This window comes from Metallibacterium scheffleri (genome assembly GCF_002077135.1).
In the GTDB taxonomy this organism is placed as follows: Bacteria; Pseudomonadota; Gammaproteobacteria; order Xanthomonadales; family Rhodanobacteraceae; genus Metallibacterium; species Metallibacterium scheffleri.
Genome location: NZ_LDOS01000002.1, coordinates 1,839,124 through 1,854,586, shown reverse-complemented (window position 1 = coordinate 1,854,586; position 15,463 = coordinate 1,839,124). Strand labels below are relative to the sequence as shown.

General features: G+C 65.5%; 13 protein-coding genes. 8 read left to right on the top strand and 5 right to left on the bottom strand.

Annotated elements, in window-relative coordinates; all coding sequences use genetic code 11:
- Positions 1–50: 50 nt before the first annotated feature.
- The 3 genes from tldD to dsbG all read left to right on the top strand — a co-directional run bounded on the left by tldD (position 51) and on the right by dsbG (position 6,129).
- Positions 51–1,490: a metalloprotease TldD gene (gene tldD / locus Mschef_RS13845; RefSeq protein WP_081129460.1), complete on the top strand. Its 1,440-nt coding sequence runs from the start codon at positions 51–53 to the stop codon at positions 1,488–1,490.
- 197 nt (positions 1,491–1,687) lie between these two features.
- Positions 1,688–5,056 (top strand): S41 family peptidase, encoded by a 3,369-nt coding sequence (locus Mschef_RS13840; RefSeq protein WP_081129456.1) that lies wholly within the window; start codon positions 1,688–1,690, stop codon positions 5,054–5,056.
- A gap of 209 nt (positions 5,057–5,265) precedes the next feature.
- The gene (gene dsbG, locus Mschef_RS13835; protein WP_168708795.1) at positions 5,266–6,129 is read left to right on the top strand and encodes a thiol:disulfide interchange protein DsbG; all 864 of its coding nucleotides are present in this window, start codon (positions 5,266–5,268) and stop codon (positions 6,127–6,129) included.
- 60 nt (positions 6,130–6,189) lie between these two features.
- Here dsbG and Mschef_RS13830 read toward each other — a convergent pair whose 3' ends face one another.
- On the bottom strand, positions 6,190–7,116 hold the full coding sequence (locus Mschef_RS13830; protein WP_081129450.1) for an aspartyl/asparaginyl beta-hydroxylase domain-containing protein: 927 nt from the start codon (positions 7,114–7,116) through the stop codon (positions 6,190–6,192).
- A 381-nt stretch (positions 7,117–7,497) separates the two neighbouring features.
- Here Mschef_RS13830 and Mschef_RS13825 point away from each other — a divergent pair, with 381 nt between their 5' ends.
- Entirely contained in the window at positions 7,498–8,376 is an 879-nt protein-coding gene (locus tag Mschef_RS13825; protein WP_081129447.1) for a restriction endonuclease, read from the top strand.
- Positions 8,377–8,390: 14 nt separating this feature from the next.
- Entirely contained in the window at positions 8,391–8,567 is a 177-nt protein-coding gene (locus Mschef_RS17775; RefSeq protein ID WP_168708794.1) for a hypothetical protein, read from the top strand.
- A gap of 293 nt (positions 8,568–8,860) precedes the next feature.
- Here Mschef_RS17775 and Mschef_RS13820 read toward each other — a convergent pair whose 3' ends face one another.
- Positions 8,861–9,547: a DUF502 domain-containing protein gene (locus tag Mschef_RS13820; RefSeq protein ID WP_081129444.1), complete on the bottom strand. Its 687-nt coding sequence runs from the start codon at positions 9,545–9,547 to the stop codon at positions 8,861–8,863.
- Between the two features lie 70 nt (positions 9,548–9,617).
- The gene (locus Mschef_RS13815) at positions 9,618–10,097 is read right to left on the bottom strand and encodes a thioredoxin family protein (protein ID WP_081129441.1); all 480 of its coding nucleotides are present in this window, start codon (positions 10,095–10,097) and stop codon (positions 9,618–9,620) included.
- Positions 10,098–10,452: 355 nt separating this feature from the next.
- Here Mschef_RS13815 and Mschef_RS13810 point away from each other — a divergent pair, with 355 nt between their 5' ends.
- From Mschef_RS13810 to Mschef_RS13800, 3 genes are read left to right on the top strand one after another with little or no spacing between them, the layout of a single operon-like run.
- On the top strand, positions 10,453–12,975 hold the full coding sequence (locus tag Mschef_RS13810) for a heavy metal translocating P-type ATPase (RefSeq protein WP_081129437.1): 2,523 nt from the start codon (positions 10,453–10,455) through the stop codon (positions 12,973–12,975).
- Between the two features lie 18 nt (positions 12,976–12,993).
- Positions 12,994–13,389: a DUF302 domain-containing protein gene (locus Mschef_RS13805; protein WP_081129434.1), complete on the top strand. Its 396-nt coding sequence runs from the start codon at positions 12,994–12,996 to the stop codon at positions 13,387–13,389.
- 43 nt (positions 13,390–13,432) lie between these two features.
- Positions 13,433–13,639, top strand: a complete 207-nt coding sequence (locus Mschef_RS13800) for a CopZ family metallochaperone (protein WP_081129430.1) — start codon at positions 13,433–13,435, stop codon at positions 13,637–13,639.
- Between the two features lie 55 nt (positions 13,640–13,694).
- Here Mschef_RS13800 and rlmM read toward each other — a convergent pair whose 3' ends face one another.
- Positions 13,695–14,786: a 23S rRNA (cytidine(2498)-2'-O)-methyltransferase RlmM gene (rlmM, locus tag Mschef_RS13795; protein WP_081129426.1), complete on the bottom strand. Its 1,092-nt coding sequence runs from the start codon at positions 14,784–14,786 to the stop codon at positions 13,695–13,697.
- An 11-nt stretch (positions 14,787–14,797) separates the two neighbouring features.
- Positions 14,798–15,358, bottom strand: a complete 561-nt coding sequence (locus Mschef_RS13790; RefSeq protein ID WP_081129423.1) for a nucleoside deaminase — start codon at positions 15,356–15,358, stop codon at positions 14,798–14,800.
- Positions 15,359–15,463: the final 105 nt, after the last annotated feature.

Here is a 15,463-nt window from a genome sequence, read left to right as displayed (position 1 = left end):
TACGTTGCAGGTCTCTCTCCTCATCCGGCGCGTCGCGTCAGGCATTCCCCATGGATCAGGTTTTCAGCCTCGCCGAGCAGCGCCTGCTGGCGCCGGGCGATCTCGACGACGCGGCGTTGCAGCGCGTGTTCGCGCAACTCATGAGCCCTCAGGTCGACGCCGCCGATCTGTATTTCCAGCATTCGCGCCACGAGAGTTGGATGCTCGAGGACGGCATCGTGAAGGACGGTCAGCACAGCATCGAGCAAGGCGTCGGCGTGCGCGCCATCAGCGGCGAGAAGACCGGTTTCGCCTATTCTGACGACATCGTGCTGCCGCAACTGCTCGCCGCCGCTGGCGCCGCGCGCGCCATTGCGCGCAGCGGGCAGGGCGACGGCCAGCCGCTGGCGCTGCGCGAGCCGCGGCGCTTGTATCCGGCGCTCGATCCCATCGACAGCATCGACACCACGCGCAAGCTGACCGTGCTGCGCGAACTCGATGCCTACTGCCGCGCGCGCGATCCGCGCGTGAAGCAGGTCATCGTGAGCCTTGCCGCGGGCCTCGACACGGTGCTGGTCGCGGCCAGCGATGGCACGCTGGCCGCCGACGTGCGCCCGCTGGTACGGCTCAACGTGCAGGTCATCGTCGAGTCCGCTGGCCGCCGCGAACAGGGTTACGCTGGCGGCGGCGGTCGCTACTCGCTGGAAGAATTGCTGGGCAACGGCCGCCCGCAACATCTTGCCGACGAAGCCGTGCATGCCGCACTGGTCAACCTCGAAGCCATCGCCGCGCCGGCCGGCAGCATGACTGTGGTGCTCGGCCCCGGCTGGCCGGGGGTGATGCTGCATGAGGCCGTGGGGCATGGTCTGGAAGGCGATTTCAATCGCAAGGGCACCTCGGCTTTCAGCGGACGCATGGGCCAGCGCGTGGCCGCGCCCGGCGTCACCGTGGTCGACGACGGCACGCTGCCGGGGCGACGCGGCTCGCTGAGCGTGGACGACGAGGGCACGCCCAGCGCCTGCACCACGCTGATCGAGGACGGCATTCTGGTGGGCTACATGCAGGACAAGCTCAATGCCAGGTTGATGGGCATGGCACCGACCGGCAATGGCCGCCGCGAATCCTTCGCGCACCTGCCCATGCCGCGCATGACCAACACCTACATGCGCGCCGGCACGCACACGCACGAGGAAATCATCCGTTCGGTGAAAAAAGGGCTGTACGCGGCCAACTTCGGTGGCGGCCAGGTCGACATCACCAGCGGCAAGTTCGTGTTCTCGGCCAGCGAGGCCTACCTGATCGAGGACGGCCGCATCACTGCGCCGGTCAAGGGTGCGACGCTGATCGGCAATGGCCCCGAGGCCATGACGCGCATCAGCATGATCGGCAACGACCTCGCGCTGGACGAAGGCGTGGGCATCTGCGGCAAGGATGGACAGAGCGTGCCGGTCGGTGTCGGCCAGCCCACCCTGCGCATCGACGCGATGACGGTCGGCGGCACTGCGGCCTGAGTAACATGCCGGTTTCGTAATCATGCAGACGACTATTTGGCATGTGATTGCAGGAACTCGTTTACGCATCGGACAGTCAGACACCTGTGGCCGCGGTGCGCGTCGTGATTGGTCCGGGATGCTCGCGTGGACGCGGGTGGCCAAGGCCTGCACGTGCCGTCGCGCTGCATGACCCCTTGTCCCAAAGGATTGCTCCGATGACGATGAAAACCCTGGCCGGCGTGCTTGGCGCGGCACTCTCATTGGCCTTGCTGGCGCCCAGCGCGCTCGCACAACCTGCACCCGGCCCGGTGCAGGCGCTGATCCGCTTTCCCAGCATCCACGACAGCACGGTGGTGTTCGAGGCCGGCGGCGCGGTGTGGAAAGTCGGCGTGCAGGGTGGCGAAGCCACACGTCTGACCTCGGATTCGGGCTATGACTCGCATCCGCTGCTTTCGCCCAACGGCAAGTGGGTGGCGTTCACCGGCTGGTATCGCGGCAACACCGACGTGTACGTGGTGTCGATCGACGGCGGTCCGGTCAAGCAGTTGACCTGGCGCTCGGTGAATGCCGGCTTCCACGGCAAGATCATGACCGCGCCGGACAACATCGTGGTCGGCTGGACGCCGAACAGCCAGGACGTGGTGTTCCTGTCGCGCCGCGAGAGCTTCAACCCGCAGATCGAGCGCGCCTTCGAGGTGCCGATCAGCGGCGGTCTGCCGGTGGCGCTGCCGATGCCGTGGACCGGGCCGCTGTCGTTCAACGCCACGGGCACCGTGGTGGCCTACAACAAGCTCTCGCGCATGCTGCGCGCCTTCCACCGCAAGCATTACTACGGCGGCCAGGCCGACAACATCTACACCTACGATCTTGCCACCGGCGCCAGCGCGCAACTGACCCACTGGAAGGGCGAGGACACGTATCCGATGTGGGATGGCAACACGCTGTTCTTCGCCTCGGATCGTGGCAAGAATGGCGTGCTCAATCTTTGGCAACGCAACCTGAAGACCGGCGCCACGCAGCAGGTCACCGACTTCCCCACGTATGACGTGGACTGGCCGAGCGTGGGCAACAGCGGCATCGCGTTGTCCGATGGCGGACTGCTGTATGTGTATTCCTTCGCCAGCGGCAAGCTGGCGCAGGTGCCGGTGTCGGTGCCGCTGGGCGGTTCGCGCACGCTGCCCTATGAATATGACGCTGCCAAGATGATCCGCGGAGAGGACGTCGCCCCCGATGGCAAGCTGGCGGTGTTCAGCGCGCGCGGTGCGCTGTTCACGGTGCCGGCCGAGTATGGCCATACCACCCAGATCAGCCACGTCGTGGCCAGCAACGACAAGAATCCGGCCTGGTCGCCCAATGGCAAGTGGATCGCCTATATCCGTGACAACGGCGTCGACAGCCAGGTGATGCTGCGTGCGGCCGACGGCCGAGGCGTGCCGCGGGCACTGACCCAGGAAGGCGATCTGACCTATGCCGGGCCGCTGCTGTGGAGCCCCAACGGCGATTGGCTGACCTATACCGACTCGCGCCAGCGCCTGTGGCTGGTCAACGTCAACGACGGCGCGCGCAAGGAAGTGACCACCGACCGGCAGAAGATCATCGGCGCGTTCGAGGACGTGTCGTTTTCGCCGGACAGCCGCTGGCTGGCGTTCTCCAAACACCTGCCCAACCACCTGCGCGCGTTGTATATCTACGGCGTCGACAACGGCCAGTTGCATCAGGTCAGCCGCGGTGATTTCAACGACAGTAATCCGGCGTTCTCGCAGGACGGCAAGTATTTGTACTTTGTCTCGGCGCGGCTCGTGAATCCGGTGATCTCCAGCTACAACTTCGGTGCATCCGGCGTGGTGCCCGATGGCCTGTACGTGACCACGCTCCAGGCTGACACGCCGTCACCGTTCGCGCCGCGCACGCAAACGCCGGCTGCATCCAAGCCGAAGCCGGGTACGAAGGGCAAGGCCAAGACCAAGACGCCCGCGGTCAACATCGATTTCAACGGCCTGATCGAGCGTGCGGTACAGGTACCGGTGCCGGCGGCCAATATCGTGGAAACCGCCGAAGCCAAGGGCGTCCTGTACTACGTCACGGTACCGGTGCCGGTGCTGGGCGGTGCGATTCCCGGCCAGATGCCGGAGCTGCGCGCCTATGACCTAGCCAAGCGCAAGGCGCTGACGTTGGCGCAGGGTATCGGCGGCGGCTTCGCGCTCTCCGCCAACGGCTCGACGCTGCTGTACAACTTTCACGGCAAGTGGGTGCTGCGTCCGGCGCTGTTCAACGCGCAGGCCAAGCCCAAGCCGCTGAATACCTCGAACATGCAGATGCAGGTGGACCCGCGCGCGGAATGGGCCGAGATCTACAACGAGGCCTGGCGCAACGTGCGCGACTACTTCGTCAATCCCGAACTGATCAAGGCCGAGTGGGCGACGATCGGCGACCACTACCGCGCGTTGTTGCCGCTGGTGCAGGACCGCGAGGACCTGAACTACATCATGGCCAACATGATCGGCTCGCTGGGCGAGAGCCATATGTACATCTTCGGTGGCGACATGGGCTGGAAGACGCCGCCGCAACCGACCGCCGGGCTGGGCGCCGAGTTCGCGCTCAACGCCAGCGCAGGTCGCTATTACCTCAAGCGCATCTTCCGCGGTGACAACACCGTGCCGGGCTATTACGCGCCGTTGGCGCAGCCGGGGCTGAAGGTCAAGCAGGGTGATTACGTGCTGGCCATCAACGGCAAGCAGCTGACGGCCTCGATCAATCCGTATGAACTGCTGCAGGGCACGCTGGGCCAGACCATTGAGCTGAGCATCGCCAGCACACCTGCGGGCAAACCGTGGACGATCCTGGTCAAGCCCGTGGTCAATAGCGGCAAGCTGCACCTGCTGCACTGGATCAACAACAACCGGCGCGAGGTGAACAAGCTGTCCGACGGCAAGATCGGCTACGTGTACTTGAACGACATGGAGGCCACCGGTCTGCACGAGTTCGTGCGCCAGTACTACAGCCAGATCAACAAGCCCGGCATGATCATCGACGATCGCTGGAACCTCGGCGGTTTCATCGACACGATCCTGTTCAACCAGCTCGATCAGAAACCGGTCGCGGCATGGACCGACCGCCATGGCGCTTACTACCAGAGTCCGGCGGATGCCTACATCGGGCACATGGCGGCGCTGATCAACCACGGCTCGGCCTCGGATGGCGACATCTTCGCCTACCGCTTCCAGCAGTATCACCTCGGCCCGACCATCGGCTCGCGCACCTGGGGCGGCGTGCGCGGTTACGACAACACCTTCCCGTTGCTGGATGGCGGCCAGCAGGTGGTGTCCGAGATCGCCATGTATGGCACCGACTCGAAATGGGTGGTGGAGAACATCGGCGTGGTGCCCACGATTCCGGTGCATGTGAATCCTGGGCTGCTGGCGCGGGACAACCGCGATACACAGATTGAAACCGCCGTAGATGTGCTGCTCAAGGAGATCAAGCAGCGCCCCACCGAAGTGCCGCCGCCGCCGGCGTGGATGCCGGCCTTCCCCGCGCAGCCGGACTATCCGCCCTGTCCGGTGACCCACGGCAGCTGCCAGTAGTCGTCCTATTGCGTCACGGCACGCTACGCATCGGCTTGCCGTGAACGCGGGAGTCAGAGACGCGGCGCGATGGTGCACCCATCGCGCCGCGTTGTTCATGGCGCTGGATCATCGGCTGCCTGCGTCGGGCGGTCTGTCCTGCCGGCTATGCTAGATTGCCGCGTCAGCACCAGCGCATGACCCGTCCTCCCACCTTTGATGAGAACACCATGATTGCTCTGCATCCACGCGCCCGGCGCGTCCTCCTGCCCCTGTTGTTGTGCGCCGTGGGCAGTCTTGCCTTGAGTGCGCAGGCCGCGCCCACCACGACGCCTGCGGCGCCTTCACTGGCCAAGGTGCAGGCACTGATCAGCAGCGCCAGCCATGGTCGCGCCACCGCCCAATCGATTTTTGCCGGTCCCGGCGGCCTCACCGGCGCTGTGGTCACCTACAAGGACGCGCCGAACGCGCCGCCCAGCGTGATCTGGGTCAACGACGATGCATCGGCGCTGCTGGTGGGCAAGCTGATCGGGCCCAAGGGCGAGGATCTCGACAAACAGGCCGCGCAGAAAGTGGGCCTGCTGCTGGCGCCCGCCCAGGCATTGGCCGCCGCCGCCCTGCCCGCGACCCACTCGATCATGGCCGGCAGCAAGGGGCCGGTGCTGACCGTGTTCATCGATCCCAATTGCATCTTCTGCCACATGCTGTATCAGCAGCTTGAGCCACTGATCGCCAAAGGTGCCCTGCGCGCGCGCTATGTGCTGGTGGCCGTGGTCAAGCGCTCCAGCTTCGACAAGGCTGCCGCGATCCTCAGCGCCAAAAACCCGGCGGCAGCATTGCAGCAGGATCAAGCGGCTTTCGATCCGAAAACCGAGGAAGGCGGCATCAAGCCCGACACCGCACCAACCAAGGCCGTGACGGATCGCATCAGCGCCAACAATGCGCTGATGAGCAAGGCGGGTGGCGACGGCACGCCGATGCTGCTGTTCTGCAGCAAGGATGGCAGCGTGCAGCAACTCGAGGGCATGCCGCGTGACGTCAACACGCTCCTCGCCGAGATGACCAGCGGCCCCGCGCCTGCTTGCGGCGGCTGAGTCGCAGCCAGGTCCAGACGCTGCCGCGCGGCATGCTGCGGCAGCGCGATGCGCGCCGATTCAGCGCAGGAAAATCAGCGCCAGCACGGCCAGGATCAGCAAATATTTCACCGCACGGAAGCTGCGCGGCCAGCGCCGCTTCCAGTTGCCCAGCGTGCTGTTGAAGCGGTTCAGGCGCGCATACAGACGGTTGATCGCACCGACCGGTTCGCCGGGCACGTTGTCGGTGGCCGTGGCCTGACCCATGAAGCGGCTCACGGCACGGTTGAGCGCGCGCAGCAGCGGTGTGTACAGCGGGCGTTCGATATCGCAAAACAGGATCACGCGCGTGTGCTCGGTCTTGTTCTCGGCCCAGTGCACGAAGGTTTCATCGAACATGAAATCCTCGCCGTCGCGCCACACCAGTTCCTCGCCATCGACCAGGATGCGGCACGCGGGCGAGTTGGGCGTGACCAGGCCCAGGTGATAGCGCAGGGATCCGGCAAACGGGTCACGGTGCGCGTTGAGCTTGCTGCCCGGCGGCAGCAGCGTGAACATCGCCGCCTTCACGGTGGGGATGGCATTGACCAGGGCCACGGTACGCGGGCATTGCGCTTGCGCCGAGGGCAGGGCGTTGCCGTACCACTTCAGGTAGTAGCGTTTCCAGCCCTGGCGGAAGAATGAATCGAAGCTGGCGTCGTTGCGCCCCTCGGCCTTGCGGATATGGCCGGCCTCGGCCAGCGCCAGCGCCTCGGCGCGGATCGTCTGCCAATGGCCCTTGAGCGCATCCAGTTCGGCGAAACGCGCGCGCTCCACCACCGGTTTCGAGGGCACCTTGCTGAAGGCGTACATCAGCAGGTTGTAGGGCGCGAACAGCGCCGAGTGATCGACCAGCTGGCGATCGAAACGCAGCCGCGCACGCCCGCGCAGATGGATCGCCAGCACGGCGCCGACATAGGCGTACACGATCAGAAATTTGATCGACAGCGGATCGAAGGGCAGCGTCATGTTCAGAGCGACAAGGTGGGATAACCAGCGTAGCGTAGCGGAGTGCGAGTGAACTGTTGCCAGGATGCGCGCGTGGCGGCGGAAAGGCTATCTGACGATTGACGCGGAGTGAAAAATGAAGACTTCCGCAGCAGTCGCGATTGGCGCAGCAGTCGGTATCGTGCTCGGCACAGTGTTCGGCACATGTCTGACATAAGCAAAATATCGGGTTGCAGAATACAAACTGGGCATGACCGGGCAGTACCTCAACGCCGTGCAGTTCCTGCGGCCGACCCCATCCGATCAAGCAGAAGAGAGATGGATAGGATTGATGGCAGGATAGGCTGAGCGCCAGCAAATGGCTGCCAAGCAGCGCAGGTGATCTAAGGGGGGAAATCAAGAATGGCGAGACGCAAGAAAACCAGCACGGCCGACGACCTGCTGGAATTGGTGGCCATGCTGCCGTGGTGGGCCGGCGTGTTGCTGGCGCTGGTGAGCTACTTCGTGCTGCACAACATCGCGTCCCAACCGGTGGTGGCGTCTGCGCAGCCCGGTCAAATCGGCGCGATGGTCACGCAGTCGCTCTGGAAATCGCTGGCCACTGTCGGCCAATACTTCGTTCCTTTCATTTGCCTGGTGGGTGCAATCACGTCTGCCTGGCGGCGCCGTGAGCGAAAGAACCTGGTTGCCGATGTGGCCAGGAGCAGTGCGACCGACGCGCTCGATGGCATGAGCTGGCGCGAGTTCGAAATGCTCGTGGGGGAAGGTTTTCGGTTGCAGGGCTATCAGGTGGTGGAAACCGGGGGCGGTGGTGCCGACGGCGGCGTTGACCTCGTGCTCACCAAGCCGGGCAAGAGCGGCGGCGAAAAGTTTCTCGTGCAGTGCAAGCAGTGGCGCGCCTACAAGGTCGGCGTGGATGTGGTGCGCGAGTTGTACGGGGTGATGGCCGCCAAGGGTGCCACCGGAGGGTTCGTGGTGACCTCGGGTCGGTTCACCGATGAGGCCATCCGTTTCGCGAGCGGCCGCAATGTGACGCTGGTTGATGGGCCAAAGCTGCACGGGCTGTTGCGACAAGCCCAGGCGGGTGCCAACAGCCACCCTGCCCAGAAACCTGCTGGGCCGGTGGCTCACCCACCTGCTCCGTCAGCCCAAGCACAGGACTGTCCCCTGTGCTCGAAACCCATGGCTCGGCGCACCGCAAAACGCGGTGCCAACGCCGGCAAAGATTTCTGGGGTTGCACCGGCTACCCGACTTGCCGTGGCACGCGCCCGATCAACTGATTCCAAGGACAACGATGGCATTGCCCGATGGTCTCTATGACCTGTTGTTGACCGAGGGACTGGCCCGATCGCTGGCAGACCTCGACCCGACACGGGCCGATGTGTCGGCGCTCAAGGGTGGCGCCACGCTACACAAGCAACATGACATCGTTGCTCGACCAACACAAAACCAAAAGCTGAGAAGTCGCTGAATCCATGATTGTGGTTCCTGTCGTCGTGGGCATGCTTCTGGTCCGTTGAAGAACCGACAGCGCTGCGGCTGTTTACCCCAACGTTTACCCTGCGGGCTCCGTAAAGAAAAACGGATTAGCTCATTTCTGAGCCAACCCGTTTCATTGGTCGGCGTAGCGGGATTCGAACTCGCTATCCCTTGCGCCCCAGTAGCCACGCCCGCGGCGCCCTCGGCGAGGACGGCATGGGTGGGCATGATGCCGTTCCGTGTCGATGCCGACCAAAAGCGCAGCGGCAGCGGCTGATGTCGTAATCAGGCGGGCGGTGCGGGCGAGGCCGCGGGCATGCGGTTGCTGCAGGGCACCGTGGGCGGCAGGTTGTCGGGCGCCGCGGCGCCGCCGGAGATGATGAAGGCCATGGCTTGATCCACCGTCCAGTCGGTGGGCGTGAGGCAGTCCAGCGGCACGATCTCGAGATAGCCGCCGGTCGGGTTGGGTGTGGTCGGCACGAACACGGCCGCCATTTCGCGCCCGCTTTCCTGCTCGCGCATGGTGCTGGTGACAAAACCGATGGCGCGCATGCCCGGGTGCGGAAACTCCACCAACACCACGCGCTGCGTGCCACTGGGTTTTTTCTGCATCATCGCGGTGAGCTTCTTGGTGCCGTCGTAGATGGTGCGCACCATCGGGATGCGATCCATGACCGCATCGAACCCGGCCAGCAGGCGTCGACCGAGCACCCGGCTGGCCAGCCAGCCTACGCAGTACAGCAGCAGCAGCGTGGCGATCAGCGCCAGCACGGTGTTGGTCCAGCCGTGGTTGAGCGATCCGGCCAGGTCCGGTGCGAATCTGCGCAGCCCACCGAGCGCGCCTTCGACCACGGGGTTGCCCAACTCGGCCAGCAGGCGCAGCACGAAACCGAATATCGCCACCGTCACCCATAACGGGATGATGGTGAGCAGGCCGGTGATCAGGTAACGCTGGACATGAAAACGACGCATGCGCAACTCGCATTCGGGCGCACCATTCTAGCCCGCGTGTTGCGCCCGCGCCGAGATGGGCGGGCGCGGATCAGCGTGTCGCGTCGATTTTTTTCAGCGTCTGCTCGAAGAACGCATAGACACCGGCATTGCTCATGGTGCGCGCATTGGCCAGCTCGCCGGCCTGCGTGGCATAGAGCAGCTTGCCCGCGGGCGAGACGATCACCGCCGCCGGGATGCCTTTCTTGATCGGATCGCCATAGCGCTCGGCGACATCCAGATTGCGGTTGAAATTGCCGACATCGACCTTGACGATGTTGAAGTGCTGGTGCATCAGCGCGGCGTTCTTGCCGCCGGACAGCGACTTGGCCAGCGCGCGGCAATCCGGACACCAGTTGGCGCCGAAGAAGATCAGCACCGGCTTGTGATCGGCCTGCGCGGCGGTCATCGCGGCCTGAATTTCGGCCTTGGCGTCGGCGCTGGGGTTGTAGGGTTTCAGCAGCGGCGCGGCGCTGGCGTTGAACGCGAAGATCGAGCACAGCACGAACAGTACGAAGGCAAAACGCTGCATTGATGAACTCCCGATCATGGCAACTTTGGCGATGCTACCAGCAAGATTGCACGGGGGCATTCGGTGGCACCGGGCGCTGCGCGGTGCCGATGGCGTTGGCAATGTTCGGCCTGCCCGATGCAATCATCGACCGCGTGGTCGCGCATCAGTCGCAGGTAGGTCCGACACGCGCCGTGAGCGGTGACCCTGCATTCGAGCCGGTCACGACGCGCCTGCGGCGGTGTCGCTACCGCATCGCTTGACTCTGCACAAGAGTCCAAGCTTACAGTCTGCGTGTCAAGGTGCTGCCAACGCGCAGCTTGCATGCAGGCTGGAGCAGGTCCGGCTTGCTGCAGGGTTCAATCTGGAGACAGTGATGGCAGAAAACTCGGATGGCAGCACGCTGACGCTGGATATCGAGGGCATGACCTGCGCCTCGTGCAGTGCGAATGTCGAGCATGCGCTGATGCGGACGCCGGGCGTCGTGGCCGCGGCGGTCAATCTCGCGAACGAGCGCGCCGAAGTGCGCTTCGATCCGGCCCGGACCGGGCCCGCACGGCTGATTGATGCAGTGCGCGCGACGGGCTACACGCCGGTGACCGAGCAACTGGACCTGGTGATCGAGGGCATGACCTGTGCTGCATGCGTCGGTCGTGTCGAGCGCGCACTGCGCAAATTGCCCGGCGTACTCGAGGCCGATGTGAATCTGGCGACCGAGCGCGCGCGCGTGTGCTATGTCCCGGCCAGTGTCGATGCCGATGCGCTGATCGCCGCCGTGGTCGATGCCGGTTACGGCGCGCATGCGCCGCTGGAAGGTTCCGCTGCCGCTGAAGATCCCGAGGCTCATCGGCGCCGCGAGTTGCAGCATGCGCTGGCACGCGATGTGAGCGTGGCTGCCGTGCTCGCGCTGGTCATCATGGTGTTGTCCATGGGCGCAGCGTTCGACCCGGCATTGGACCGCGTGCTGCTGGCCAGCAGCCCGTTTCCGCATTTCTGGGACTGGGTGCAGATGCTGCTGGCCAGCGTGGTGCTGTTTGGACCGGGGCGGCGTTTCTTTCGCCCGGGACTGATCGCCTACCGACACCTTGCGCCGGACATGAACTCGCTGGTTGCCACCGGCACCGGGGCGGCCTGGTTGTACAGCCTGCTGGTATTGCTGCTGCCGACGCTGTTTCCGCCGCAGTCGCGGCACGTGTATTTCGATTCGGCGGCCGTGGTGGTCGCCGCCGTGCTGCTCGGCAAGTACATGGAAGTGTTGGCCAAGGGGCGTGCTTCCTCGGCAATCCGCAAACTGGTCGGCTTGCAGGCCAGGACCGCGCGCCGTCTGGATGCACAGGGCAACGAGCAGGATGTACCCGCGGCGCAACTGCGCGTGGGCGATCGCATCGTGGTGCGGCCAGGCGAGCGCATTCCGGTAGACGGTCGCGTGCGCGAGGGACGCGCGCATGTTGATGCCTCCATGCTGACCGGCGAGCCGTTGCCGGTGACCAGGGATGTCGGCGACGCGGTGTTCGGCAGCACCGTCAATCAGGACGGCCGGCTGGTGGTTGAGGCTACCTCGGTCGGGCGCGATACCGTGCTCGCGCAAATCGTCAAGCTGGTGGAAAGCGCGCAAAGCGGCAAGCTGCCGATCCAGGGAATGGCCGATCGCGTTGTGCGCGTGTTCGCGCCGCTGGTGATCCTGATCGCAATGCTCGCCTTCGGCGCCTGGATGCTGCTGGTCGGCAACGTGAGCGAGGCCATGGTCGCGGCCGTGGCGGTGCTGGTGGTCGCTTGCCCCTGCGCCATGGGACTGGCGACGCCCGCGGCGATCATGGTGGGCACCGGGCGTGCGGCCGAACTGGGCGTGCTGTTTCGCAAGGGCGAGGCACTGGAAGCATTGTCGCGGGTGGATACCGTACTGCTCGATAAAACCGGCACGCTGACCGAAGGGCGTCCGGCGCTGACCGATCGGGTCGGTGCCCACGCCGACGCAGCGCTGCGCCTGGCCGCCGCGCTGGAAGCCGCCAGCGAGCACCCGCTAGGACGTGCGATCGTGGCGGCGGCCCGCGCCGAGGCCATGCAGTTGCCCGCGATCGCGAACTTTCATGCCGAAGCCGGCCATGGCATCGAGGGGCAGGTGGCGGGGCGTCGGCTGCGCGTCGGTACACACCGCTTTTTGCAGCGCGCGGGCATCGCAGTGGATGCAGCGATGGTGCAGCAGGCCGCTGCGCTGGAAAGCGCCGGACGCACGGTGGTGTGGGTTGCCGCCGATGCCGAGGTGCTGGGCCTGCTGGCCATTGCCGACCGCATCAAGCCCGAGTCAGCGGAGGTGGTGCAGGCGCTGCGTGCGCGCGGTCTGCGCATCGTCATGGTCACCGGTGATGCGCAGCGCACCGCGCAGGCCGTCGCGCAGCAACTGGGCATCGAAGAAGTGCACGCAGGAATCCTGCCACAGGAAAAGGCGCAGGTGGTCATCGCGTTGCAGGCGGCAGGGCGTCGCGTGGTTTTTGTCGGCGATGGCATCAACGATGCCCCGGCGCTGGCGCATGCGAGTGTCGGCATTGCCCTTGCCACGGGCACCGACATCGCTCTGGAAGCCGCGGATGTAACGCTGACACGCGGCAACCTGCTGGACGTGGTGACCGCGATCGACGCCGCGCGCCGTACCCTCGGCACGATCCGCGGCAATCTGTTCTGGGCGTTTTTCTACAACATCCTGTTGATCCCCGTCGCCGCCGGCGTCGCCGCGCCGCTGGGTGTGCATCTGAGCCCGATGCTGGCCGGCATGGCCATGGGGTTGTCCTCGATCTTCGTGTTGGGCAACAGCTTGCGTCTGAAACGACTGCCCGCATTTCATGCGCATGCAGCCGAGGCCGCAGTGGCTGTCGCGGTTCACGCCCAGCCTGTCCATATCTGAGCCTGGAGGCCCATCATCATGAGCAACTATGTTTTTGCCGTCACGGTACGCACTTCGTTTGACGACACCGTGCAGGCGGTCACCGCGGCGTTGCAGCAGGAAGGATTCGGTGTGCTGAGCAGGATCGATGTGGCCGCCACACTCGAGGCCAAGCTTGGCATTGCGCAGCGTCCATATCTGATCCTGGGTGCCTGCAATCCGCACTATGCCAACCAGGCATTGCGGGCCGATGCCGACATCGGCGCGTTGTTGCCCTGCAACGTTGTCGTGCGCGAGGAAGCCGATGGCCGCGTGCGCGTGGCGTTCATGGATCCAGCCGCCGTACTGGGTCTGGTGCAGCATTCCGAGGTGGACAAACTTGGCCACGAGGTGCGTGAAAAACTGCAACGCGTGGCCAAGGTGCTGAGCGTGTGAGGCATCGCGGCGTACTTTCAATCCGTCAACAAGGCGAAACTCCATGAGCATGATCGAACTGAAAATCACCGGCATGACCTGCGCGCATTGTGTGCAGCACGTGACCAAGGCGCTGCAGGGCGTGGCGGGCGTTGACCAGGCCGAGGTCGATCTGGCCGGCGGCGTGGCGCATGTGCGCGGGCAAGCCGATTCCGCCGCGTTGATCGCCGCCGTGCAGGATGCCGGTTACGCGGCGCGACAGGCTGGCTGATCCCGCATGCAGCGTGCGGGTTCGCGCTGCACCTGCAACTGGGCAAGTCACCCGCTCAGCGCGCCGACGGCGGCAGTGCCAGTACGGTGATTTCCTCGCGGTCATGATGCAGCTGGCGCGCGCGCAATTCGATGCCGGGCACGGCGGCGTGCAGCAGGTCGAGGCACAGCAGCACTTCCTCGCGACGCTTTTTCATCGGCAGCTTGAGGTTGAACAGTGCGCGTCGGCACGCGCCATCGCGCAGCCACGCGGCGATCAAGGCGGCGACGCGGCGCGGTTGTTCGACCATGTCGCACACCAGCCAGTCGACCGGTTTGCCCGGACGCCAGCGGAAGCCATCGTTGCGCAGATGCTCGACCAGGCCGGATTCCAGCAGCGCGGGTTGCATCGGCCCATTATCCACGGCGGTCACGTGGATCGAGCGCCGCACCAGCTGGTACGTCCAGCCGCCGGGTGCGGCACCGAGGTCCACCGCGCGCATGCCGGGGCGTAGCCAGCGCTCGCGTTCGCGTTCATCCAGCAGCACCAGCAGCGCTTCCTCGAGTTTGAGCGTGGAGCGACTCGGCGCCGCCGATGGAAAACGCAGGCGCGGAATACCACCTGGCCAGGGTGATGCCGCGCCCCGTGCCGCGCTGCACAGCAAGGCTGCATCGCCAGCGCTGAGCAGCACGTACAAGTCGCGCGCAGCTTGTGCATGCAGCACGCCAGCGCGCTGCAGGGCACCTCGCAGCGGCGGCGCCAGCGTACGCGCCAGCGCGGACAGCTCGCGTCCGCTGTCGCTGTCGGCGTGTTCCACCAGAATTTGCGCATAGTGCTGGCCGTGTGTCTGCACGGCGTGCAGCAGCGGCGTGACACGATCATGGGTGGGCAGGGCCTGCACGGACGCATGCAGGCTCCACGCGGTGCGCGCAAAGATCAGCCGTGGCCAGGGCGTGGCGGCTTCCAGCGCATTCTGCGTGGTGACATCGTGCAGCTCGAAGCGTGCAACGCCGCTGCCACTGCTGGCGCGCGCGAATCCGGACAGCCCCGCCGCCGCCGCCGCCGCGGCCAACTCACCCGCAGCCTCACCCTCGAAGCCGGCGCGACACAGCACCACGCGACCGGATACCGGCGTGCAGTGCGCTGATTCGCTTGCGGCGGCGGGCATCGTGGGGCGGATCAGTACGTCAGGCCGCCGCGTGCGGCGTAATCGGCGAGCACCGCGCAAGCTTGCGCGCGCTGCACGTCGCGCTGCACGACGATGCCGCGGCGCCCGAGTTCGCCGATCCAGTCGGCCGGCAGTGGGCCCTCGTCGAAAGCGGTCAGACGCATGACATCCTCGCTGCGCGCTGCGATCAGCATCGTGTCGATGCCGGCCCAGAAGCTGGCGCCATAGCACTGGCAACAGGGTTGCGCGCTGGTGGCGAGCACGATGCCTGGGTCGTCCGCATTGAGCCGGTAGCGCGCCAGGCGTGTTTGCGCGGTCATGAACGCCATCATCTCGGCGTGCGCCACCGAGCAGTTCATGGCCTCGACGCGATTGACGCCGACGCCCAGCAGGCGCCCGTCGCGGGTAAACAGCGCGGCGCCGAAAGGCCCGCCGCTGCCATGCTCGATATTGCGCCGTGCCAGCTCGATGGCCAGCGCCATGCGCGCGTTCGCGTCGGCATAACCGCGCTGCTCCAGATCAGCCTGCTGCAGCCACGCCGGCAGGGTCAGGTGCACTTGCGCGCAAAGCATGTCAGCGCGCCCCGCAGGCAGTGGCGTCGGGCACCGCCACAGGGCGACATGACCGGGCCTGCGCGAGATCGCAGGCAGATGTCATTGCATGGTGCCTGCCGAGGC